Genomic DNA, 24,250 nt, shown 5'->3' on the forward strand with positions numbered 1-24,250 from the left:
CCGCCGGAGCCGCCACCACCGTGACCCCCGTCGCCGTGGCCTCCGCCACCGCCGGAGCCGCCACCGCCGTGACCTCCGTCGCCGTGGCCTCCGCCACCACCGGAGCCGCCACCGCCGTGACCTCCGTCGCCGTGGCCTCCGTCGCCGTGGCCTCCATCGCCGTGACCTCCGTCACCGTGGCCTCCATCGCCGTGACCTCCGTCGCCGTGGCCTCCATCGCCGTGACCTCCGTCACCGTGGCCTCCATCGCCGTGACCTCCGTCACCGTGGCCTCCGTCGCCATGGCCTCCGTCACCGCCGGAGCCGCCACCGCCACCATGGCCGCCTCCGGAAGTACCGCCTCCGGAAGTACCGCCCCCGGAAGTACCGCCTCCCGAAGTACCACCGCCCGAGCCCCCGCTGCCGGCGGCATTGCCGCCGCGGCCGGTGCCCCCCGAGCCAACCGAGCCGTTCGTCCCGCCCGTTGTCCCGCCGACGCCTGCGGGGCCGACGGCGCCATTGCCGTTGTTTCCGCCGCTACCCGTGCTGGCGCTCCCGCTTCCGGTCGTTCCGCCGCTACCGAGGCCGCCATTTCCGCCATTGCCGCCGCCGGCATACACACGCACCGCACAAGCGGCCGGGTTGGCCGCACATGACGCAGCGTTTTCGGCCAAGATCATCACGGTGTCCGCGCTGGACGTGGCGTCAGGCGCCGCATTCTGCTCGATCTGGGCGGATGGGGTGGTGGAAGTGCCGTCACCCGGCAGCACGGTCACAGGAACGACGGTTGTCGTGTCCTGCGCGACGGCATACGAGCAGCAGCACGCAATCGCGGCTGCGGCCAGCAGGGTCATGCGATAGCACCGTCCCGTCGTGCGGGACAGTTGTTTCGTTCTGCTCATCATTGGCCTCCCGATGCGCGCGATGCCTCGACACGCGCGTTCATCAACGTGTGGAGCAGGGGACCAGCAACGATGCAGTGTCGTTTCGGCGGCCGACGTGTGTCCGGCCGGCGCCGGAGGCCAGCCGCGAGCACGAGTCGGCACGCGGGCCCGCCGTGCGAATCCCTAACTGCGAGATTCGTGCCACCGGCCGGCTATGCCCGCGGCGCAAGGCGCGCACGGAGTGCGCGACAGCGTGCGATACGTCGTCGTGAGCTTTTTGTTTCCGAACTGAAACGTCTGACTACGTCTGGCGCGCCGTCGTGTCGGCAGCGCGCGGCCAGCGATGGCAGAGGATCGACGCGATCCAGGCGACGAGAAAGAGTGCGACGATGCCGTAACCGATCGCGCCGAAGCGTTCCCCGAGTGCATCGAGCGCATCGCGCACGGGGCCCGTCAACGACAGCTTGTCGGCGAGCAGGCCGGCGGCCTCGATCCCGCCGATGGCCAGCGCGACGGCCGCCGACAGCAGCGTGATGCTCGCGTTGTAGAGCAGCTTGCGCCGCGGGTCGTCCATCGCCCATCCGTACGCATGCATCATCAGGACATTGTCGGTCGAGTCGATCAGCGTCATGCCGGCCGCGAACAGCGCGGGAAACAGCATGACCGTATAGAGAGGCAGCGCGTGGCTCGCCTGTGCGGCCGCGATCGCGAGCAGCGCGATTTCGGTTGCAGTATCGAAACCCAGGCCGAACAGCACCCCGGCCGGATACATGTGCCAGCTCTTCGACACGAAGCGGAACAGCGGGCGCAGCAGCCGACCGACGAGGCCGGCCGGAGGATGTGCATGCGCGGCGTCGTGCGCGTGATCGGGCGCGCCGCGATAGCGCCGCCACACGTCGCGCAGGATCACCAGGTTGATGCACGCGAGCACGAGCAGGAAGGTGGCCGACACGGCCGTGCCGATCGTGCCGCCGATCTCGCGGAATGCGTCGAAGCGGTCGCGCAGCGCGAACGCGCTCAGCGCGATGCCGAGCGTCGCGGCGATCACGATCGTCGAGTGGCCGAGCGAGAAGAACAGGCCGACCGTCACCGGACGCCGGCCGTCCTGCATCAGCTTGCGCGTCGCGACGTCGATCGCGGCGATGTGATCGGCGTCGACCGCATGACGCAGGCCGAGCCCGTACGCGATCGCCGCGGTGCCGAGCAGCAGCGGATGGTCGCGCAGCACCGCGAGTGCCCACAGCCAGACGGCGACGTTCGCGGCGATGAGGCCGGCATACAGCATCAGCAGGCGGCGCAGGGCAGGGCGGCGTGGCATCGGCAGGGTTCCGTCGGACGAATCGCGATGCATTGTGGCATGCGAAAAAAATGCCTGGCGTGCCGATCAAAAACGTCGCCGGCCGGTCGCATCGCTGCGTTCGACGGACGAAAAAAAGCCCGTCCGGAACCGGACGGGCTCGTACTTGCCGCGCAGCAGTGCGCAGGTGCGCCGCGCTTACTTCACTTTCGCGTTGATCACGGCTTCCGACACGTTCGCCGGCGTTTCCGCGTAGTGCTTGAACTCCATCGTGTACGTCGCACGGCCTTGCGTCGCCGAGCGCAGTGACGTCGAATAGCCGAACATTTCCGCGAGCGGCACCTCGGCGCGCACCAGCTTGCCGCCACCGCCCGCGATGTCTTCCATCCCCTGCACGATGCCGCGCCGGCTCGACAGGTCGCCCATCACGTTGCCCATGAAGTCCTCGGGCGTCTCGACCTCGACGGCCATCATCGGCTCGAGCAGCACCGGCTTGGCCTTGCGCATCGCTTCCTTGAACGCCATCGAGCCGGCCATCCGGAACGCGTTTTCGTTCGAGTCGACGTCGTGGTACGAGCCGAACGTCAGGTGCACCTTCACGTCGACCACCGGGTAGCCCGCGAGCACGCCGCTCTTCAGCGTCTCGGTGATGCCCTTGTCGACGGCCGGGATGAATTCGCGCGGAATCACGCCGCCCTTGATCTCGTCGAGGAACTCGTAGCCCTTGCCGGGGTTCGGCTCCAGCGTGATCACCGCGTGCCCGTACTGGCCGCGCCCGCCCGACTGCTTGACGAACTTGCCCTCGACATCGGATGCCGTCGTGCGCACCGTTTCGCGATACGCGACCTGCGGCTTGCCGACCGTCGCCTCGACGCCGAACTCGCGCTTCATCCGGTCGACCAGGATTTCGAGGTGCAGCTCGCCCATCCCCGAAATGATCGTCTGGCCGGATTCCTCGTCGGTCTGCACGCGGAACGACGGATCTTCCTGCGCGAGACGGTTCAGCGCGAGGCCCATCTTCTCCTGGTCGGCCTTCGTCTTCGGCTCGACGGCCTGCGAGATCACCGGCTCCGGGAATTCCATCTTCTCGAGGATGATCGGCTTGGCCGGATCGCACAGCGTGTCGCCCGTCGTCGCTTCCTTCAGGCCCACTGCCGCCGCGATGTCGCCCGCGCGTACTTCCTTGATTTCCTTGCGCTCGTTCGCGTGCATCTGCAGGATCCGGCCGAGCCGCTCCTTCTTGTCCTTCGTCGCGTTCAGCACCGTGTCGCCCGATTCGACGACGCCCGAATACACGCGGAAGAAGATCAGCTGGCCGACGAACGGATCGGTCATGATCTTGAACGCGAGCGACGAGAACGGCTCGTCGTCGCTCGGGTGACGTTCGGCCGGCTTCTCCGGATCGTGGAAGTCGTGACCGAGGATGGCCGGCACGTCGACCGGCGACGGCAGGTAGTCGATCACCGCGTCGAGCATCGCCTGCACGCCCTTGTTCTTGAACGCGCTGCCGCACAGCATCGGCACGATCTCGTTGGCGATCGTGCGCTGGCGCAGCGCGGCCTTGATCTCGTCCTCGGTCAGCGATTCATGGTCGTGCAGGTACTTCTCGAGCAGTTCCTCGCTGGCTTCCGCGGCGGCCTCGACCATCTTCTCGCGCCATTCGTGCGCGAGCTCGACGAGATTCGCGGGGATGTCTTCGTACGTGAACTTCACGCCCTGGCTTTCGTCGTCCCAGACGATCGCCTTCATCTTCACGAGATCGACGACGCCCTGGAAATGATCTTCCGCGCCGATCGGAATCTGGATCGGCACGGCGACGCCCTTCAGGCGCTCGCCGATCTGGCGCTGCACGCGGAAGAAGTCCGCGCCGATGCGGTCCATCTTGTTGACGAACGCGATGCGCGGCACCTTGTACTTGTTCGCCTGGCGCCATACGGTTTCGGACTGCGGCTGCACGCCGCCGACCGAGTCGTAGACCATGCACGCGCCGTCGAGCACGCGCATCGAGCGCTCGACCTCGATCGTGAAGTCGACGTGCCCGGGCGTGTCGATGATGTTGATCCGGTGTTCGGGGTAGTTGCCGGCCATGCCTTTCCAGAAGGCCGTGGTCGCAGCCGACGTGATCGTGATGCCGCGTTCCTGCTCCTGCTCCATCCAGTCCATCGTGGCCGCGCCGTCGTGCACTTCACCGATCTTGTGGCTCACGCCGGTGTAAAACAGGATGCGCTCGGTCGTCGTGGTCTTGCCGGCATCGATGTGAGCGCTGATCCCGATATTGCGATAGCGCTCGATGGGGGTTTTGCGGGGCACGTGAACCTCCTGGTGGTTCGGATCGTAAGCGGGACGGCGGCGCCGGCCCGGGCTGAAACAAGCGAGATTTAAAGCATAGCGCTTGTCCGTGGCTTTTGCAGATGCGGGCAAGGTGCGCCGTATCAAGGCGGCCGCGGCCGCCGGCCGGCGAAAAAAAAGCCGGCGCCCAACAAGCAGGGCGGCCGGCTGCGGTCGATGCGCGGCGGTGCCGCGGCGATGGCGATTACTGGGCCTTGGGCAGCCCGTCGAGCTTCATGCCCGGCTTGATGCCTTTCGCCGCGAACCAGCCCTTGCTCATTTCGAGCGCATAGACACCGTTGTTGCGCGGGCAGTGGTTGTCGGTCGTCTCGGCCTTCATCTCGTCGATGTCGGTGATCGTGCCGTCCGCGCGGACGAACGCGATCGACAGCGGGATCAGCGTGTTCTTCATCCAGAAGCAGTGCACGGCGTTCTCGTTGAACACGAACAGCATGCCTTCGTTCGGCGCGAGCTGCGACCGGTACATCAGCCCTTGTTCGCGATCGGCGTCGTTCGCGGCGACGGCCGCGTCGATCACGTACATGCCGGCGCGCAGCTTCACGCGCGGGAACTCGCCCGGCTGCTTGGCGCCGGGCGGCATCTGGGCGTGGGCGGTCTGCATGCCGAGTGCGAGGACGGCGAGCGCGGCGGGAAACACGGCGGCGCGCGCAAGGCGGCCGAGCGACGGGCGCAGGGAGAATCGCACAGCAGGGCTCCTATCGGGAAAACGAGACCCGCATGGTACGCGAAGCGCGCCGGCGGGCACAAAAAAGAAAAAGGCAGATCGCCTCGCGGTGATCTGCCTTTCAACGCCGTAAGAACGGCAAGACTGCGTGTTCTTGACTGCGTTATTACAAACAGCTTGCTTAGTTCGAAGCAGCTGCCGGTGCTTCGGCTTCGCTAGCTGCCTTCTTAGCTGCGTGGTGCTTCTTCTTTGCGTGGTGCTTCTTGGCAGCGTGCTTTGCCGGTGCCGAAGCAGCTGCCGGAGCAGCAGCCGAAGCAGCTTCCGGAGCCGAAGCTTGTGCGAATGCTGCCGTTGCGAAGAGGCCAGCGACCAGAGCGGCGATCAGTTTGTTCATGTTGTGTTCCTCAGCTTTAGTTAATTAACCAAATGACCCGGCAATAGGAGTCATGTCGTCTAACGGTGCCATCCACCTTTCGGTTGACAGACGCTTCGAGAAATTTCTCTTTGCGCTGCGGGCGCCGAATCGTATTCGAAGAAAACGTCGCTTTCGTGACGCAAACACGGAAATACCGGTTCGGCTGCCAATGCCGGATAGCTAAGGTTGGCATCTGCGTGGTTTAACGCACGATCTTCGCCGGCGGTTGACGAAAAAGATGACGAAAAATTCGCGCGTCCCGAATTCATCATTCGGTGCGTGCGAAACCGTCCCAGGGGGCCCGCGGCGGCAACGCGATTGTTTCGCCCGGTGCAATGCCGAGCGCGAATATGTCGAGCGCGCCAATGCCGACACGCACGAGACGCAAGGTCGGGAAGCCGATCGCGGCCGTCATCCGGCGCACCTGCCGGTTCTTGCCTTCGGTGATCGCGAGTTCGATCCACGTGGTCGGGATCGCGGCGCGATAGCGGATCGGCGGGTTGCGCGGCCACAGCGCCTCGGGCGGTTCGATGAATTCGGCGCGGCACGGGCGCGTCACGTAGTCGCCGAGATCGACGCCGCGCGCGAGTGCCTTCAGGTCGGCCGGTCCCGGCGCGCCGTCGACCTGCGCCCAGTAGCGCTTGACGAGCTTGTGGCGCGGCTCGGCGATGCGCGCCTGCAGCGCGCCGTCGTCGGTGAGCAGCAGCAGGCCCTCGCTGTCCGCGTCGAGCCGGCCGGCCGGGTAGACGCCGGGCGTGGTTACCCAGTCGCCGAGCGACGGCCGCGTCTCGTGCGCGGAAAACTGGCAAATCGTGCCGAACGGCTTGTTGAGGGCGATCAGGGTCATGGCGGGGCGCCCGCCCGGCGTGCCGCGGGGCGGCGGGACGGGCGGTCTATGGCAAATGGCGGAATCTTAATGCATAATACGGAACGGCAAGTCATCTGTCTTATATAAGACATAAGGGAAGACTTGATACGCAGCGTCGCGCTTCGTGCCGCCGGCCCCGGTTGGGGCGCTAGAATAGCGGCTCGCTGTTGCCGTCACGAAGGTGGCAAGGCCACCTCGCCGCGCGCGCAGTTTCGACCAGCATCACCTGCTCAGCCACGTCACTGGAGTCGATCATGCCGTATCAGCACATCAAGGTTCCGGAGGGCGGTGACAAGATCACCGTCAACAAGGACTTCTCGCTCAACGTTTCCGATCAGCCGATCATTCCCTACATCGAAGGCGACGGTACGGGCTTCGATATCACGCCGGTCATGATCAAGGTCGTCGACGCGGCGGTCGCGCATGCCTACAAGGGCAAGCGCAAGATCCACTGGATGGAGATCTTCGCGGGCGAGAAGGCGACCAAGGTGTACGGTCCGGACGTGTGGCTGCCGGACGAGACGCTGCAGGTGCTGAAGGAATACGTGGTGTCGATCAAGGGGCCGCTCACGACCCCGGTCGGCGGCGGCATCCGTTCGCTGAACGTCGCGCTGCGCCAGGAACTCGACCTCTACGTCTGCCTGCGTCCGGTCCAGTATTTCAAGGGTGTGCCGTCGCCGGTGCGCGAGCCGCAAAAGATCGACATGGTGATCTTCCGCGAGAACTCGGAAGACATCTACGCGGGCATCGAATGGGCCGCGGGCTCCGAGCAGGCGAAGAAGGTCATCAAGTTCCTGCAGGAAGAGATGGGCGTGAAGAAGATCCGCTTCCCGGAAACCTCGGGGATCGGCGTCAAGCCCGTGTCGACCGAAGGCACCGAGCGTCTCGTGCGCAAGGCGATCCAGTACGCGATCGACAACGATCGCAAGTCGGTCACGCTGGTGCACAAGGGCAACATCATGAAGTTCACGGAAGGCCTGTTCCGTGACGCCGGCTATGCGCTCGCGCAGAAGGAGTTCGGCGGCGAGCTGATCGACGGCGGCCCGTGGATGCGCGTGAAGAACCCGAAGACGGGCAACGAGATCGTCATCAAGGATTCGATCGCCGACGCGTTCCTGCAGCAGATCCTGCTGCGTCCGGCCGAATACGACGTGATCGCGACGCTGAACCTGAACGGCGACTACATCTCCGACGCACTGGCCGCGCAGGTCGGCGGCATCGGGATCGCGCCGGGCGCGAACCTGTCGGATTCGGTCGCGATGTTCGAGGCGACCCACGGCACGGCGCCGAAGTACGCGGGCAAGGATTACGTGAACCCCGGTTCCGAGATCCTGTCGGCGGAAATGATGCTGCGCCACCTCGGCTGGACGGAAGCGGCCGACACGATCATCGCCGCGATGGAGAAGTCGATCCTGCAGAAGCGCGTCACGTATGACTTCGCGCGTCTGATGGAAGGCGCGACGCAGGTGTCGTGCTCCGGCTTCGGCGAAGTGCTGATCGAGAACATGTAAGTCCCTTCCGGGGCAGGCCGGCGGACCGCCGGCCGCCCCGGCGCCTACTGCCGGCGCCGGGGCGTTTCATGAACGGCAGGTTTGTTGGCAGGGCGGTCCGGCATGCGGGCCGCGGCGCCGCGATGCGGCCCGGGTGCCCTGCAAGGTAGAACATGACGGCCCTCGCAACACCACCGCCCGGCTAGCCGGCACGCCCCTTTCGCGATCGACCCGGTCGCTCCCCGCCGGTTACCGCCGGCGCTCCTCAGTCCCAAATTTTCACGTAGCAACGCATCGACCATGTCCACTTCGCCCAAGATCATCTACACCCTCACCGACGAAGCGCCCGCGCTCGCGACCTATTCGCTGCTGCCGATCGTCAAGGCCTTCACGCGCTCGTCGGGCGTCGCCGTCGAAACGCGCGACATCTCGCTCGCCGGCCGCATCATCGCGGCATTCGCCGACGTCCTGCCGCCGGAGCAGAAGGGTTCCGACGATCTGGCCGAACTGGGCCAGCTCACGCTGAAGCCGGAAGCGAACATCATCAAGCTGCCGAACATCAGCGCGTCGGTGCCGCAGCTCAAGGCCGCGATCGCCGAACTGCAGGCGCAGGGCTACAAGCTGCCGGCCTACCCGGAAGAGCCGTCGAGCGACGAAGAGAAGGCCGTCAAGGCCCGCTACGACAAGATCAAGGGCAGCGCAGTGAACCCGGTGCTGCGCGAAGGCAACTCCGACCGTCGCGCGCCGCTGTCGGTCAAGAACTACGCACGCAAGCACCCGCACAAGATGGGCGCATGGAAGGCCACGTCGAAGGCGCACGTCGCGCACATGACCGAAGGCGACTTCTACGGCAGCGAGAAGTCGGCGCTGATCGCCGATGCCGGCAGCGTGAAGATCGAACTCACGACGGCCGACGGCGTGAAGAAGGTGCTGAAGGAAAAGACGGCCGTGAAGGCCGGTGAAGTCATCGACGCCTCGGTGATGAGCCGCAAGGCGCTGCGCAGCTTCATCGAAGCGCAGATCGCCGACGCGAAGGCGCAGGACGTGCTGTTCTCGGTGCACCTGAAGGCGACCATGATGAAGGTCTCGGACCCGATCCTGTTCGGTCACTTCGTGTCGGTGTTCTACCGCGACGCGCTCGCGAAGCACGCGGACGTGCTGGCGCAGGCCGGCTTCAACCCGAACAACGGGATCGGCGACCTGTACGCGCGCCTGAAGGACCTGCCGGCCGACACGCGCGAAGCGATCGAAGCCGACGTCAAGGCCGAGTACGCGGTGCGTCCGCGCCTCGCGATGGTCAACTCGGACAAGGGCATCACGAACCTGCACGTGCCGAGCGACGTGATCGTCGACGCATCGATGCCGGCGATGATCCGCGAGTCGGGCTGCATGTGGGGCCCGGACGGTGAACTGTACGACGCGAAGGCCGTGATTCCGGACCGCTGCTACGCGGGCGTCTACCAGGCCGTGATCGAGGACTGCAAGCAGCATGGCGCATTCGACCCCGTCACGATGGGCAGCGTGCCGAACGTCGGCCTGATGGCGCAGGCCGCCGAGGAATACGGTTCGCACGACAAGACGTTCCTGATCCCGGCCGACGGCGTCGTGCGCGTCACCGACGAAGCCGGCAACGTGCTGCTCGAGCATGCGGTCGAGTCGGGCGACGTCTGGCGCATGTGCCAGACCAAGGACGCACCGGTGCAGGACTGGGTCAAACTCGCGGTCAACCGCGCCCGCGCGACCGGCGCGCCGGCCGTGTTCTGGCTCGATCCGGCACGTGCGCACGACGCGCAGATCATCGCGAAGGTCGAACGCTACCTGAAGGATCACGATACGAACGGCCTCGACATCCGCATCATGACGCCGGTGGACGCGACGCGTTTCTCGCTCGAGCGCATCCGCGCGGGCAAGGACACGATCTCGGTCACGGGCAACGTGCTGCGCGACTACCTGACCGACCTGTTCCCGATCATGGAACTCGGCACCAGCGCGAAGATGCTGTCGATCGTGCCGCTGATGGCCGGCGGCGGGATGTTCGAGACGGGCGCGGGCGGCTCGGCACCGAAGCACGTGCAGCAGTTCGTCGAGGAAGGCTTCCTGCGCTGGGATTCGCTCGGCGAATTCCTCGCGCTGGCCGCGTCGCTCGAACACCTCGGCAACGCTTACCAGAACCCGAAGGCGCTCGTGCTCGCGAAGACGCTCGACCAGGCGACCGGCAAGTTCCTGGACGAGAACAAGTCGCCGGCGCGCAAGGTCGGCGGCCTCGACAACCGCGGCAGCCACTTCTACCTGTGCCTGTACTGGGCGCAGGCGCTGGCCGAGCAGACCGAGGACGCCGCGCTGAAGGCGCAGTTCGAAGGCGTCGCGAAGTCGCTGTCCGACAGCGAAGCGCGCATCCTGGAAGAACTGTCGGCCGCGCAGGGCAAGGCACAGGCGATCGGCGGCTACTACCGTCCGAGCGTCGAGCTGACGAGCCAGGCGATGCGCCCGAGCGCAACGCTGAACGGCATCGTCGACGCAGTCGCCTGACGCCGGCCGCGCCACCGCGCGCGTCCTGGCAACGGCAACAGCAGATGCGGCGGGCCTGGCGGCTCGCCGTCCCGCCGATAATGAAAACGCCCCGGTGACCCGGGGCGTTTTTCGTTGCAGGCGTGCCATTCAGACGTGAACGATTTCCCATTCGGCGATTTCGTGCGGCACTTCGAGCGTGGCCGTATCCAGTTCGGACGGCTGTTCGCAGTCGCCGCGGGAGATGTGGTCGGCTGCCACTTCCGGGCACGAGAACGCGCCGAGCGAGGCGTTGCCGAACGTCGCTTCCCAGCCGCCGTTTGCCGGCAGGATGTAGAACGACCCGAGCGCTGAACCAAAGCGAAATCCCTTCATTTCCGTTCTCCCTTTCTGATCACAAGCGATTCTGGTGTGCCGCCCGCCGGCGCGTCCGGCTGTGGCCCGACTGGCTGCTTGCGCCGGGTTCCGTATCGAACGTCGTGGCGAAGCGTCAGTGCATGGAACAAAGTCTACGTCCGCGAGCGCGCTCGATGGTGCGCGTAGAACGCTTTCTCGAAACAAAAATTCTCCTTTTAAAACAATGTGATATTTGGTGTGTTTTGTATTGCGGAATGATTTTTGGCATCGCGAAACAGCGAATTTGTGCCGTGCACCACGAATTTTTATAAAGCAGAGACTTGTTCCACATCGTGAAAAATCGAGGGGTTCAGGCAAAGAGGGCGCGCGACGCGTCGATGACGCGATGCGCAGCGGCAGCAAATGCCTTCGATCGGGCGTGACCAAAGCGGGTGACGCAAGGCGTCGATCGCCCCGGCCGGCGTGAGGGCAGCGGAGCCCGCGGCGTCGTTCGATGAGCGAAAACGCGGCCCGCGCGGCGCGCGAATCGTCGGGCCGGCAGCGTCGTGCGGCGTATCGACGCTCGCGCGGTGTCGCGGCGTTTCGACCGAGTGCTGCGGTTATGATGACGCGGGCATCGGATTGCGCGTCGCACGGGCGCTTCCCCGTGCCGGCACGCGCGCAGGTCGCGACGGCCGCGCGATGCAGCACGAATAACGAGGAACGATTGATGATACGGAGAACCTTCCTGTCGCACGCCATCGGTGTCGCGGCCGCTTCGCTGTTTGCGCGCGCCGCATGGGCGCAGCATGCCGGTCACGCGGGCATGGCCGGCATGGATCAGATGGACGACATGCCGGGCATGTCGGGAATGGCGGACCACGCGCAGCACGCGAAGCCGGCGCCGGCCGCGCTCGCCGCGGCCGATGCCCTGCCGGCCGGCACGCCGCTCGCGTCGCTGCGCATCCTGGCAAACGAAAGCCGCGAACCTGGCACGTTCCGCGCGACGCTGGTCGCGCAGCCGGTCGCGCGTGCGATGCTGCACGGTGCGCGTCCGACGACGTTCTGGCAGTTCGGCGCGGACACGCAAGGGCCCGTCGTCGGCCCGCTGATCGACGTGCGCGAGGGCGACACGGTCGAGATCCGCTTCGTGAACAAGCTGCCGCAACCGTCGACGATCCACTGGCACGGGCTGCCGGTGCCGCCCGACCAGGACGGCAATCCGTCCGATCCGGTCGCGCCGGGCGCGTCGCATGTGTACCGCTTCACGCTGCCGAAGGGCAGCGCCGGCACCTACTGGTATCACCCCCATCCGCACATGATGACGGCCGAACAGGTATTCCGCGGGCTTGCGGGGCCCTTCATCGTGCGCGCCGCCGACGACCCGCTCGCCGGCTGGCCCGAGCGCAACCTGTTCGTATCCGACCTGAAGCTCGCGCGCGACGGCACGATCCCGCCGAACGACATGATGGACTGGATGAACGGCCGCGAAGGCCAGTTCGTGCTGGTCAACGGGGCGCGCCGGCCGCAGATCGACGTCGCGGGCGACGAGCGCTGGCGCGTGTGGAACGCATGCAGCGCGCGCTACCTGCGCGTCGCGTTCGACGACGGCCGCGCGTTCGAGCAGGTCGGCACCGACGGCGGGTTGTTCGACGCGCCGCGCCGCGTGACGTCGCTGCTGCTCGCGCCGGGCGAGCGTGCGGAACTGCTGGTGCGCGCCGGCGACCGCGCGTCACGCGCGGTGCTGCAGGCGGCCGAATACGACCGCCGCAAGATGGCAATGTCGCACGACGGCGGCCACGGCAGCCTGCCGCCAGATCCGGCGCTGGCGCTCGCCGATGTCGCGTTCGCGCCTGCAGCGGCGCGCGCGCTGCCCGCGACGCTGCGCAGGGTGCCCGCGCTCGGCGAGCCGGTCGCGCAGAAGACGATCGAGTTCGGCGAAAAGATGGACATGGACGCGATGATGAAAGGGCCGGCACACGGCCGCCCGGCGGGCATGCGCTTCATGATCAACGGTGCGACCTACGCGCCGCATCGCGCGACGCTGACCAGCCGCCGCGGCGACGTCGAGCGCTGGACCCTGCGCAACGCCACCGACATGGATCACCCGTTCCACTTGCATGGCACGCAATTCCAGGTGATCGAGCGCGCGTCGGACGGCACGCGCACGAGCGAACCGTTCCGCGCATGGCGCGATACCGTCAACGTGCGCAGCGGCGAGACCGTGACGCTACTCGTCACGCAAGACATGCCCGGCGAGCGCATGTTTCATTGCCACATTCTCGAACACGAGGATCTCGGCATGATGGGCACGCTGAAGGTCGTGTAACGGATATCGAATATGTTTCACGCGCATGACGGCATTCGATCTGCGCGTGCAACAAGACAATACGTGTTCGATTATCGGGATTGAACGAAAAGGCCGGCCAATCGAATTAACGAGTGGCCGGCCTGAAAAAAAAGAAACCCGGCGCAATGCCGGGTTTCTTCGTCTGATATCCGGTGCCTTACGCGGCCTGGATGTTCGACGCTTGCTTGCCCTTCGGCCCTTGAACGACCTCGAAGCTCACCTTCTGGCCTTCCTTCAGGGTCTTGAAGCCCTGCATGTTGATGGCCGAGAAGTGCGCAAACAGATCTTCACCGCCCTCGTCGGGAGTGATGAAACCGAAGCCCTTCGCGTCGTTGAACCACTTAACGATACCAGTTGCCATTTCCTACTTCCCCTGTCACACAGTCGCTGCTACTTACCACGAGCACGCTCGAAAAGCTAAACGACCGGAAAATACAGCCGTTCCCCCCTCACAAGCTCACCTTCGGCCTCTTTCATTTCGCCAACCGGCGAGTTGAAAAAAGTGCCAGCTTGATTGTTGGCGCTCTTTATTTGAGTGTCAAGGGGAATTTTTAGACGTTTAGAGGGACGTTGTAAAGAACCCATTTTCAGGGTTTTTCCGGCTTTGCTTTGCAGCATCCCGTCGAGCGCGCGGACTTGAAAAGACGCATAATCGGCTCATATACCAGGCTCGAGTGACACGCGATCGAGTCGTCCCGGCTTGTGGGATACTGGACGCGGATGCGACGTCCGGTGCAGTTTCCCCCTGACGGTTCGTGTTCCGCGCCACGCGTGAAAGCCGGCACCGCAGCCGGCTTTCGTATGGTGCGAAGACGATCGCGGGTCGTCGGGAACCAGGGAGGGCACCGGCCGGTCGGTCGGGTAACGGCAGGATTGCGGGCCTGTCCGAGTTGTTTAGAATGGGTGTATGGCGATTATCCCGGACAAGCAGGACAGCACCGTCCTGGAACGCAAGCAGCAGAAGCTCAAGCCGCCTTCGATGTACAAGGTGGTGCTGCTGAACGACGACTTCACGCCGATGGAGTTCGTCGTGATGGTCGTACAGGAGTATTTCAAGAAGGATCGCGAGACGGCCACGCAGATCATGCTGAAGGTCCATCGCGAAGGGCGAGGGGTTTGTGGGGTCTATACGCGGGACATCGCGTCGACCAAGGTTGAGCAAGTCGTTACCCATGCGCGGCAGGCCGGGCATCCGCTGCAGTGCGTGATGGAGGAAGCATGATTGCCCAGGAATTGGAAGTCAGCCTGCACATGGCGTTCATGGAAGCACGCCAGGCGCGCCATGAGTTCATTACGGTCGAGCATCTGCTGCTGGCCCTGCTGGATAATCCGACGGCAGCCGAGGTGTTGCGCGCGTGTGCGGCCAACATCGAGGACTTGCGTCAGAACCTGCGCAATTTCATCCACGACAACACACCTACCGTCCCGGGCACCGACGATGTCGATACCCAGCCGACGCTCGGTTTCCAGCGCGTGATCCAGCGCGCGATCATGCACGTCCAGTCGACGTCGAACGGCAAGAAGGAAGTGACCGGCGCGAACGTGCTGGTCGCGATCTTCGGCGAGAAGGATTCGCACGCGGTCTACTACCTGCAGCAGCAGGGCGTCACGCGCCTGGACGTCGTGAACTTCATTTCGCACGGCATCGCGAAGACGAACGGCGGCGAAGCCGCGAAGTCGTCCGACGCGAACGCGGAAAGCGAAGACGCGAATGCGCAGAAGGAAACCCCGCTCGCGCAGTTCACGCAGAACCTGAACCAGATGGCGAAGGACGGCCGCATCGATCCGCTGATCGGCCGCGAGCCCGAGGTCGAGCGCGTCGTGCAGGTGCTGTGCCGCCGTCGCAAGAACAATCCGCTGCTCGTCGGCGAGGCCGGCGTCGGCAAGACCGCGATCGCGGAAGGGCTCGCCTATCGCATCACGCGCGGCGAAGTGCCGGATATCCTCGCGAACGCGCAGGTGTATTCGCTCGACATGGGCGCGCTGCTTGCGGGCACCAAGTATCGCGGCGACTTCGAGCAGCGTCTGAAGACGGTGCTGAAGGAGCTGAAGGAACGGCCGCACGCGATCCTGTTCATCGACGAAATCCACACGCTGATCGGCGCGGGCGCCGCATCGGGCGGCACGCTCGACGCGTCGAACCTGCTGAAGCCGGCGCTGTCGTCGGGCACGCTCAAGTGCATCGGCGCGACCACGTTCACCGAGTATCGCGGCATCTTCGAGAAGGACGCGGCGCTGTCGCGGCGCTTCCAGAAGGTCGACGTGACGGAGCCGACCGTCGAGCAGACGGTCGCGATCCTGCGCGGGCTGAAGTCGCGCTTCGAGGAGCATCACGGCGTCAAGTATTCGTCGGGCGCGCTGTCGGCCGCGGCCGAACTGTCGGCGCGCTTCATCACCGACCGTCACCTGCCGGACAAGGCGATCGACGTGATCGACGAAGCGGGTGCCGCGCAGCGCATCCTGCCGAAGTCGAAGCAGAAGAAGACGATCGGCAAGAGCGAGATCGAGGAAATCATCTCGAAGATCGCGCGCGTGCCGGCGCAGAGCGTGTCGCAGGACGATCGCAGCAAGCTGCAGACGCTCGATCGCGACCTGAAGAGCGTCGTGTTCGGCCAGGATCCGGCGATCGACGCGCTCGCCGCGTCGATCAAGATGGCGCGCGCGGGCCTCGGCAAGATGGACAAGCCGATCGGCGCGTTCCTGTTCTCCGGCCCGACCGGCGTCGGCAAGACCGAAGTGGCGCGCCAGCTCGCGTTCACGCTCGGCATCGAGCTGATCCGCTTCGACATGTCGGAATACATGGAGCGTCACGCGGTGAGCCGGCTGATCGGCGCGCCGCCGGGCTACGTCGGGTTCGACCAGGGCGGCTTGCTGACCGAAGCCGTCACGAAGAAGCCGCACTGCGTGCTGCTGCTCGACGAGATCGAGAAGGCGCATCCGGACATCTTCAACGTGCTGCTGCAGGTGATGGACCACGGCACGCTGACGGACAACAACGGCCGCAAGGCGGATTTCCGCAACGTCATCATCATCATGACGACGAACGCGGGCGCCGAGTCGATGCAGAAGGCGACGATCGGCTTCACGACGCGCCGCGAAACGGGCGACGAGATGACCGACATCAAGCGCCTGTTCACGCCGGAGTTCCGCAACCGTCTGGACGCGATCATCAGCTTCCGCTCGCTCGATGAGGAAATCATCATGCGCGTGGTCGACAAGTTCCTGATCCAGCTCGAGGAGCAGCTGCACGAGAAGAAGGTCGACGCGCTCTTCACCGACGCGTTGCGCAAGCATCTCGCGAAGCACGGCTTCGACCCGCTGATGGGGGCGCGGCCGATGCAGCGGCTGATCCAGGACACGATCCGTCGCGCGCTGGCCGACGAGCTGCTGTTCGGCAAGCTCGTCAATGGCGGCCATGTGACGGTCGACGTGGACGAAAACGACAAGGTGCAGTTGTCGTTCGACAAGCTGGCGAATCCGCCGCACAAGCCGAACGAAGAGGCGGTCGAAGTCGAGTAAGCGATAATTCGTGGTTCATGCGAACGGCGCGGGAAGTTCTCCGCGCCGTTTCGTTTTATCTGGCGCCGGTGGCGCGATGGCGGTGCAGGGGAGTGGTAACGCAGTGACACAACAACAACGATCGTTCGACAACATCGTCGCGCGCGAACAAGGCTTGCGCCATGCGCTGACGTCCGGGCAGATGGCGATGATCGCGATCGGCGGCGCGATCGGCACGGGGCTGTTCCTCGGCAGCGGGTTCGCGATCGGGCTCGCCGGCCCGAGCGTGCTGGTTTCGTACGCGATCGGCGCGCTGATCGCGCTGCTGCTGATGGGCGCGCTCGCGGAAATGACGGTCGCGCATCCGACGGCCGGTTCGTTCGGCGCGTATGCCGAGCACTACGTCGGCCCGCTCGCGGGCTTTCTCGTGCGCTATGCATACTGGTTCGCGGTAGTGTTCGCGATCGGCACCGAGATCAGCGCGATCGCCGTCTTCATGAAGTACTGGTTTCCGGCCGTGCCCGGCTGGTATTGGGTGATCGGCTTCTCCGCGCTGCTGATCGCGGTGAACCTGGCGAGCGTCACGCTGTACGGCTCGGTCGAATACGCATTCTCGCTGCTGAAGATCGCGGCGATCGTCGTGTTCATCGTGCTCGGCGCGTATCTCGTGTGGTCGGCGCCGGCGGCTTCCGGCATCGGCTTCGCGAACTACACCGCGCATGGCGGCTTCATGCCGAAAGGGCCGTGGGGCACCTGGGTCGCGGTGATCGTCGCGATCTTCAGCTACATGAGCATCGAGGCGGTCGCGATCGCGGCCGGCGAGGCGCGCGATCCGCAGCACGCGGTCACGCGTGCGTTCCGCTCGACGGTGTTCCGGCTCGTGCTGTTCTACCTGCTGACGCTGTCGCTGATGCTCGCGATCGTGCCCTGGACCCAGGCCGGCACCGACGAAAGCCCGTTCGTGAAGGTGATGGCCGCGACGCACGTGCCGTATGCGGCCGGCGTGATCAACTTCGTGCTGCTGATCGCGGCGCTGTCGGCGATGAACAGCCAGCTCTACGTGACGACGCGGATGATGTTCAGCCTGTCGCGCGCGCGGCTCGCGCCGGCGGTGTTCGGCCGGCTCGGCAGCAACGGCGTGCCGCGCGCGGCGCTGTGGATCTCGACCAGCGGCGTCGCGGTCGCGGCCGTGCTGGTCGCGCTGTCGCCCGACACCGCGTTTACCGTGATGATGGCGATCGCGATGTTCGGCGCGCTGTTCACGTGGATGATGATCTTCGTCACGCATCTGCGCTTTCGCGCGCGGTACCGCGGCCCGGCGCTCGCGTTCCGGATGTGGGGACACCCGTTCGGCAGCCTGCTCGGTGCCGGGCTCGTCGGCGCGATCCTGCTGACGACCGCGTTCACGCGCGAATTCCGGATGACGATGGTGGTCGGCGTCGTGTTCGTCGTGCTGCTGACGCTCGCGTACGCGCTGCACTATCGGCACCAGCACGCGCGCTGACGCGTGCGTTCCCGCCGCGGGGCTGCGGCCCGCGCGGCATCGCAACGCCCGCCGCGCTAAGGTTCCGTTAAGCCGGCGGCGATTACATTCGAACCTGTCCGCGATCCGGGCCGGCGCACGCCAGCCCGGCGCCATCTGTAAAAGGGGTTCGAATGAACAAACTTCCCGAAATCACGCTCGCGTTCTGGATCATGAAGATCTGCGCGACGACGCTCGGCGAAACCGGCGGCGACCTGCTCTCGATGACGCTGAACGTCGGCTATGCGGTGAGCTCGATCCTGCTGTTCGGTTTCTTTCTCGTCACGCTCGGCGCGCAGCTCAGGACGACGCAATATCGCCCGGCGATCTACTGGGCCGTGATCGTCGCGACGAGCACGGCGGGCACGACGATGTCAGACTTCATGGACCGCACGCTCGGCCTCGGCTATGCGGCCGGCTCGTCGATTCTCGTCGCGATCCTGCTGGCGATCTTCACGGTGTGGCGCCTGAGCGGCGAATCGCTGTCGGTCGACCTGATCCGCACGCGCAAGGTCGAGCTGCTGTACTGGATCGCGATCCTGTTCTCGAACACGCTCGGCACCGCGCTCGGCGATTTCCTCGCGGACAGCTCGGGCCTCGGCTTTGGCGGCGGCGCGCTGCTGATCGGCGGGCTGCTCGCGGCGATCGTGCTCGCGCACTACTTCACGCGCATTTCCGGCGTGCTGCTGTTCTGGGCGGCGTTCGTGCTCACGCGTCCGTTCGGGGCGACGGTCGGCGACCTGCTGACGAAACCGGTCGCCAAGGGGGGACTCGCGCTCGGCACGGTCGGCTCGTCGGCGGTGCTGCTCGGCGTGCTGGTCGCGCTGGTGATCTACGCGAGCATCGCGCAGGCGCGGCGCCGCGAACTCGTACCCGCGCGGATCGCGCAGACGGCCGAGCGGTGAGCGCAGTCGCACCGAATCGGAAAAAGGAAAGGGGCCGCGAGGCCCCTTTTTGCGTTGCGCCGTTCAGTGACGGCCGGTGCTGCCGAAGCCGCCTTCGCCGCGATCGCTTTGCGCGAAGTCGTCGACGATGTTGAACTGCGCCTGCACGACCGGCACGATCACGAGTTGCGCGAGCCGCTCGAACGGGTTCAGCACAAACTCGGTCTGGCCGCGGTTCCACGTCGACACCATCAGCTGGCCCTGGTAGTCGGAATCGATTAGGCCGACGAGGTTGCCGAGCACGATCCCGTGCTTGTGGCCGAGGCCCGAGCGCGGCAGGATCAGCGCTGCGTAGCCGGGGTCTTCGAGATGGATCGCGAGGCCCGTCGGAACCAGCGTCGTTTCGCCCGGCTGCAGCGTGACGGGCGCGTCGAGACACGCGCGCAGGTCGAGGCCCGCGCTGCCGGTGGTCGCGTAGGCGGGCAGGTAGTCGCGCATGCGCGCGTCGAGAATCTTCAGGTCGAGTTTCATGCGGTCGTCGAATCGGTCGGGAAGGGCGCGGCGGCGCGGGCCGCCGCGCGGGTAATCAGATCAGGCGGTTGTCCGGCAGGCGCTTCGCGATTTCCGCGACGAGCACGTGCGCGAGTTCGTCCTTCGGCGCGCGCGGCAGGCGCGTGAGGCCGGCTGCCTCGAACAGCACGACTTCGTTGTCGTCGCGGCCGAACGTCAGCGGGCCGAGGTTGCCGACCAGGAGCGGCACGTTCTTGCGCTTGCGCTTCTCGTCGCCGTGCACGTCGAGGTCGCCGCTTTCGGCCGCGAAGCCGACGCAATACGGCGGATCGGGTAGCGCCGCGACCGACGCGAGGATGTCCGGATTCTCGACGAACGCGAGCGCCGGCATCTTGCGGTCGGCCGTCTTCTTCATCTTGTGCTCGGCCGGCTGATCGACGCGCCAGTCGGCGACCGCGGCCACCGCGATGAAGATGTCGGCGTCGGCTACCGCCTGCATCACCGCGTCGTACATCTGCTGCGCGGTCTGCACGTCCTGGCGGTACACGCCCCACGGCGTGTCGAGCGCGACCGGCCCCGCGACGAGATGCACGTCGGCGCCGGCCTGCTGCGCGGCGCGCGCGAGCGCGAAGCCCATCTTGCCGCTCGAGCGGTTCGTGAGGCCGCGCACCGGATCGAGCGGCTCGAACGTCGGGCCGGCCGTGATCAGCACGCGGCGGTGCGCGAGCACCTTCGGCGCGAAGTGCGAGACGATCGCCTCATAGATCGCCTCCGGCTCGAGCATGCGGCCGTCGCCGACTTCGCCGCACGCCTGCGCGCCCGAATCGGGGCCGAGCACCGACACGCCGTCGGCGCGCAGTTGCGCGGCATTGCGTTGCGTGGCCGGGTTCTGCCACATCTGGCGGTTCATCGCGGGCACGACGAGCAGCGGACAGTCGCGCGCGACGCACAGCGTCGACAGCAGGTCGTCCGCGAACCCGTGCGCGAGCTTCGCGAGGAAGTCCGTCGACGCGGGCGCGATCACGATCGCGTCGGCTTCGCGCGACAGGTCGATGTGCGCCATGTTGTTGCCGATGCGCGCGTCCCACTGGCTCATGTAGACGGGCCGGCCGGACAGCGCCTGCATCGTGACGGGCGTGATGAACTGCGTGGCGGCTTCGGTCATCGCGACCTGCACGGTCGCGCCTGCCTTCGTCAGCAGCCGGGTGAGCTCGGCGATCTTGTAGCAGGCGATGCCGCCCGTCAGGCCGAGAACGAGGTGTTTTCCTGCGAGTTCTGCGTGTGCCAACTCAGGCCTCCAAGGGTCAAACGGAACGGCCGGCGCGAAGCCGGCCGTGGCCACCGAGTATGCGCGCTCAGCGCGAGCCGCGCACGCGACGCAGTTCGTCGTAGATCAACAGCACCGCGCCGATCGTGATCGCGGAATCGGCGAGGTTGAACGCCGGGAAGTGCCAGTCGCCGAGGTGGAAATCGAGAAAGTCGATCACGTGGCCGTAGATCAACCGGTCGATCACGTTGCCGAGCGCGCCGCCGAGGATCAGCGCGAGCGACACGCTGAACAGCCGCTGCTGGCCGTGGCGCTTCAGCAGGAAGCAGATCACGAGCGTCGCGCCGACGCCGAGCGCGGTGAACGCCCAGCGCTGCCAGCCGCTCGCGGTCGACAGGAAGCCGAACGCGGCGCCGCGGTTGTACACCAGCACGAGGTTGAAGAACGACGTCAGCGCATGCTGCGCGCCGTACGCGAACGTTTTCAGGATCGCGATCTTCGACAGCTGGTCGAACAGGATCACGATCAGCGAAATGCCGAGCCAGGGCGCGAGCGCGCCGCTGGCCGGTTTCGACAGGGTTTTCGCCATATTTACGCAGCGCTCCGGATTTCGCCGTTTTCAAACAGGTTCGAGAAGCAGCGGCCGCACAGCGTCGGATGATCGGCGTGCGCGCCGACGTCCTCGCGGTAGTGCCAGCAGCGTTCGCACTTCTGGTATTTGGACGCGGCCACGTCGACGCTTTCCTGCGCTTCGTCGTCGACCTTCACGACCGTTGCCGCCGACGTGATCAGCACGAACTTCAGGTCGTCGCCGAGGCTCGTCAGCGCGTCGTAGCGCGCGCCGCTCGCATGCACGGCCACTTCGGCCTGCAGCGACGAGCCGATGCGGTTCGCGGTGCGGGCTTCCTCGAGCGCCTTCGTCACGTTGCCGCGCACGTCGCGCAGCAGCGCCCACTTCTCGATCAGCGCGGCCGCGCCGGCGACTTCCGGATACGCGTAGTAGGTTTCCGTGAACACGGTGTCGCTGGCCGGCTGGAACACCTTCCACGCTTCTTCCGCGGTGAACGACAGGAACGGCGCGAGCACGCGCAGCAGCCCGTGCGTGAGGTGGTACAGCGCGGTCTGCGCGGAGCGGCGTGCGCGCGAATCGGCCGCGCTCGTGTACAGGCGGTCCTTCAGCACGTCGAGGTAGAAGCCGCCGAGGTCTTCCGAGCAGTACGTCTGCAGCTTCGCGACGACCGGGTGGAATTCGTACTTCTCGTAGTGGCCGAGCAGTTCCGTCTGCAGTTGCGCGGAGAACGCGACCGCGTAGCGGTCGATCTCGAGCCATTCGTCGACCGGCACCGCGTGCTGCGCGAAGTCGAAGTCCGACAGGTTCGCGAGCAGGAAGCGCAGCGTGTTGCGGATGCGGCGATAGCCTTCGGTCACGCGCTTCAGGATTTCCTCGGAGATCGCGAGTTCGCCCGAGTAGTCGGTCGACGCGATCCACAGCCGGATGATTTCCGCGCCGAGACGGTTCGCGACTTCATGCGGGTCGATGCCGTTGCCGAGCGACTTGCTCATCTTGCGGCCTTCGCCGTCGACCGTGAAGCCGTGCGTGAGCAGGCCCTTGTACGGCGCGCGGCCGTCGATCATCGATGCGGTCAAGAGCGACGAGTGGAACCAGCCGCGGTGCTGGTCCGAGCCTTCGAGGTACAGGTCGGCCGGGAACTGCAGCTGATCCTTGTGCGAGCCGCGCAGCACGTGCCAGTGCGTCGTGCCCGAGTCGAACCACACGTCGAGCGTGTCGCGGTTCTTTTCGTACAGGTTCGCGTCGTCGCCGATCAGCTCGCGCGGATCGAGCGTCTGCCACGCCTCGATGCCCGACTGCTCGACACGCTTCGCGACTTCCTCGAGCAGTTCGAGCGTGCGCGGATGCAGCTCGCCGGTTTCCTTGTGCACGAAGAACGCCATCGGCACGCCCCATTGGCGCTGGCGCGACAGCGTCCAGTCGGGACGGTTCGCGATCATGCTGAACAGGCGCTGCTTGCCCCACGACGGGTAGAACGCGGTGGCGTCGATCCCTTCGAGCGCGGTTTCGCGCAGCGTCTTGCCGCCGTCGCGCGGCGTCACGTCCATGCCGGCGAACCACTGCGACGTCGCACGGTAGATGATCGCCGTCTTGTGACGCCAGCAGTGCATGTAGCTGTGCTTGTAGTGCTCGCTGCGCAGCAGCGAGCCGGCCTCGCGCAGCGCGTCGACGACCTTCGGGTTCGCGTCCCAGATCGACAGGCCGCCGAACAGCGGCAGCGATTCGATGTAGCGGCCGTCGCCCATCACCGGGTTGATGATGTCCGAGTCGGTCATCCCGTGCGCCTTGCACGACTGGAAGTCCTCGATGCCGTAGGCGGGCGACGAGTGCACGACGCCGGTACCGGTGTCGGTCGTCACGTAGTCGCCGAGGTAGACGGGCGCGGTGCGCTTGTAGCCGGGGTGGGCCGATGCGAGCGGGTGGTGAAAGCGCAGGTTGGCGAGCTTCACGCCCGGCGCGGTCGCGACGACGCGGCCGGTCAGCTTGAAGTCGGTCATGCAGGCTTCGACACGCTCTTCCGCGATGATCAGCAGCCCGCGCTCGGTGTCGACCAGCGCGTAGACGATTTCCGGATGGAGGTTCAGCGCCTGGTTCGCGGGGATCGTCCACGGCGTGGTGGTCCAGATCACGATGCCGCCCTCGGCGCGCGGCAGTGCCGGCAGGCCGAACGCCTGCGCGGTCTTTTCCGGTTCCGCGAACGCGAACATCACGTCGATCGTCGGGTCGGTGCGATCCTTGTACTCGACTTCCGCCTCGGCGAGTGCCGAGCCGCAGTCGAAGCACCAGTTCACCGGCTTCAGCCCGCGATACACGTAGCCCTTCTCGATGATCTTGCCGAGCGCGCGGATTTCTTCCGCCTCGTTGACGAAGTTCATCGTCTTGTACGGGTTCGCCCAGTCGCCGAGCACGCCGAGACGCTTGAAGCCGACCTTCTGCTTCTCGATCTGCTCGGTCGCGTACGCGCGCGCCTTGCTCATCACTTCGGCCGCCGGCAGCGACTTGCCGAACTGCTTCTCGATCTGGATCTCGATCGGCATCCCGTGGCAATCCCAGCCCGGCACGTACGGCGCGTCGAAGCCGGCCATGTTGCGCGACTTGACGACGATGTCCTTCAGGATCTTGTTGACCGCGTGACCGAGGTGGATGTCGCCGTTCGCATACGGGGGGCCGTCGTGCAGGATGAACTTCGGCCGGCCCTGGCTGGCCGCGCGGATCTTCTCGTAGATGCCGCGCTCTTCCCATTCCTTGACCCACTGCGGCTCGCGCTTGGGCAGGTCGCCGCGCATCGGGAACGGCGTGTCGAGCAGGTTGACCGGATACTTGGCCTGCGGTTTCGAATCGGCTTTCTTGTTGCTCAT

The 24,250-nt window shown here is 65.9% G+C and carries 19 protein-coding genes; 7 read left to right on the forward strand and 12 right to left on the reverse strand.

Annotated elements, in window-relative coordinates:
* From DIE04_RS29920 to DIE04_RS28750, 6 genes are all read right to left on the reverse strand, one after another.
* Positions 1-319: hypothetical protein (locus DIE04_RS29920; protein WP_185500439.1), on the reverse strand; the 319-nt coding region annotated here is incomplete at its 3' end.
* An 845-nt stretch (positions 320-1,164) separates the two neighbouring features.
* Positions 1,165-2,181 carry a HoxN/HupN/NixA family nickel/cobalt transporter gene (locus DIE04_RS28730; RefSeq protein WP_260426328.1) on the reverse strand — a complete coding sequence of 339 codons (1,017 nt, stop codon included), beginning with the start codon at positions 2,179-2,181 and terminating at the stop codon, positions 1,165-1,167.
* Between the two features lie 177 nt (positions 2,182-2,358).
* Positions 2,359-4,470: an elongation factor G gene (gene fusA / locus DIE04_RS28735; RefSeq protein ID WP_044845578.1), complete on the reverse strand. Its 2,112-nt coding sequence runs from the start codon at positions 4,468-4,470 to the stop codon at positions 2,359-2,361.
* Positions 4,471-4,693: 223 nt separating this feature from the next.
* A complete protein-coding gene (locus tag DIE04_RS28740; RefSeq protein WP_044845579.1) occupies positions 4,694-5,194 on the reverse strand; it encodes a DUF192 domain-containing protein in 501 nt (166 codons plus the stop codon).
* A gap of 160 nt (positions 5,195-5,354) precedes the next feature.
* On the reverse strand, positions 5,355-5,567 hold the full coding sequence (locus DIE04_RS28745; protein ID WP_072465376.1) for a hypothetical protein: 213 nt from the start codon (positions 5,565-5,567) through the stop codon (positions 5,355-5,357).
* Between the two features lie 289 nt (positions 5,568-5,856).
* On the reverse strand, positions 5,857-6,435 hold the full coding sequence (locus DIE04_RS28750; protein WP_124486986.1) for a pseudouridine synthase: 579 nt from the start codon (positions 6,433-6,435) through the stop codon (positions 5,857-5,859).
* Positions 6,436-6,710: 275 nt separating this feature from the next.
* Between DIE04_RS28750 and icd the strand changes: the two genes are divergently transcribed.
* Both icd and DIE04_RS28760 read left to right on the forward strand, forming a co-directional pair.
* Positions 6,711-7,967: an NADP-dependent isocitrate dehydrogenase gene (icd, locus tag DIE04_RS28755; RefSeq protein WP_044845581.1), complete on the forward strand. Its 1,257-nt coding sequence runs from the start codon at positions 6,711-6,713 to the stop codon at positions 7,965-7,967.
* Positions 7,968-8,246: 279 nt separating this feature from the next.
* A complete protein-coding gene (locus DIE04_RS28760) occupies positions 8,247-10,475 on the forward strand; it encodes an NADP-dependent isocitrate dehydrogenase (protein WP_044845582.1) in 2,229 nt (742 codons plus the stop codon).
* A gap of 129 nt (positions 10,476-10,604) precedes the next feature.
* Here DIE04_RS28760 and DIE04_RS28765 read toward each other — a convergent pair whose 3' ends face one another.
* Positions 10,605-10,829: a hypothetical protein gene (locus DIE04_RS28765; RefSeq protein ID WP_044845583.1), complete on the reverse strand. Its 225-nt coding sequence runs from the start codon at positions 10,827-10,829 to the stop codon at positions 10,605-10,607.
* A gap of 691 nt (positions 10,830-11,520) precedes the next feature.
* Here DIE04_RS28765 and DIE04_RS28770 point away from each other — a divergent pair.
* Positions 11,521-13,119 (forward strand): multicopper oxidase family protein, encoded by a 1,599-nt coding sequence (locus DIE04_RS28770; RefSeq protein ID WP_124523863.1) that lies wholly within the window; start codon positions 11,521-11,523, stop codon positions 13,117-13,119.
* Positions 13,120-13,297: 178 nt separating this feature from the next.
* Here the strand turns inward: DIE04_RS28770 and DIE04_RS28775 are convergent, their stop codons facing one another.
* On the reverse strand, positions 13,298-13,501 hold the full coding sequence (locus tag DIE04_RS28775) for a cold-shock protein (protein WP_004196460.1): 204 nt from the start codon (positions 13,499-13,501) through the stop codon (positions 13,298-13,300).
* A gap of 546 nt (positions 13,502-14,047) precedes the next feature.
* On the opposite strand from DIE04_RS28775, the gene clpS reads away from it, so the two are divergent.
* The 4 genes from clpS to DIE04_RS28800 all read left to right on the forward strand — a co-directional run bounded on the left by clpS (position 14,048) and on the right by DIE04_RS28800 (position 19,065).
* The gene (gene clpS / locus DIE04_RS28785) at positions 14,048-14,362 is read left to right on the forward strand and encodes an ATP-dependent Clp protease adapter ClpS (RefSeq protein ID WP_006398529.1); all 315 of its coding nucleotides are present in this window, start codon (positions 14,048-14,050) and stop codon (positions 14,360-14,362) included.
* Complete coding sequence (clpA, locus tag DIE04_RS28790; RefSeq protein ID WP_044845584.1) at positions 14,359-16,659, forward strand: ATP-dependent Clp protease ATP-binding subunit ClpA; 2,301 nt, start codon at positions 14,359-14,361, stop codon at positions 16,657-16,659. The genes clpS and clpA overlap by 4 nt, the downstream gene beginning before the upstream one ends.
* Before the next feature lie 103 nt (positions 16,660-16,762).
* Entirely contained in the window at positions 16,763-18,142 is a 1,380-nt protein-coding gene (locus DIE04_RS28795) for an amino acid permease (protein ID WP_124486988.1), read from the forward strand.
* 152 nt (positions 18,143-18,294) lie between these two features.
* Complete coding sequence (locus DIE04_RS28800; RefSeq protein WP_044845586.1) at positions 18,295-19,065, forward strand: membrane protein; 771 nt, start codon at positions 18,295-18,297, stop codon at positions 19,063-19,065.
* A 63-nt stretch (positions 19,066-19,128) separates the two neighbouring features.
* On the opposite strand, the gene dut is transcribed toward DIE04_RS28800, so the two are convergent.
* The 4 genes from dut to ileS all read right to left on the reverse strand — a co-directional run bounded on the left by dut (position 19,129) and on the right by ileS (position 24,250).
* Positions 19,129-19,575 (reverse strand): dUTP diphosphatase, encoded by a 447-nt coding sequence (gene dut / locus DIE04_RS28805; protein ID WP_124486989.1) that lies wholly within the window; start codon positions 19,573-19,575, stop codon positions 19,129-19,131.
* Positions 19,576-19,630: 55 nt separating this feature from the next.
* Complete coding sequence (gene coaBC, locus DIE04_RS28810) at positions 19,631-20,842, reverse strand: bifunctional phosphopantothenoylcysteine decarboxylase/phosphopantothenate--cysteine ligase CoaBC (RefSeq protein ID WP_124486990.1); 1,212 nt, start codon at positions 20,840-20,842, stop codon at positions 19,631-19,633.
* A gap of 67 nt (positions 20,843-20,909) precedes the next feature.
* Positions 20,910-21,410 carry a signal peptidase II gene (gene lspA / locus DIE04_RS28815; RefSeq protein ID WP_124523865.1) on the reverse strand — a complete coding sequence of 167 codons (501 nt, stop codon included), beginning with the start codon at positions 21,408-21,410 and terminating at the stop codon, positions 20,910-20,912.
* Between the two features lie 2 nt (positions 21,411-21,412).
* On the reverse strand, positions 21,413-24,250 hold the full coding sequence (gene ileS / locus DIE04_RS28820) for an isoleucine--tRNA ligase (protein ID WP_124523867.1): 2,838 nt from the start codon (positions 24,248-24,250) through the stop codon (positions 21,413-21,415).

It is taken from the genome of Burkholderia sp. Bp8994 (genome assembly GCF_003853805.1).
Taxonomy (GTDB): Bacteria; Pseudomonadota; Gammaproteobacteria; order Burkholderiales; family Burkholderiaceae; genus Burkholderia.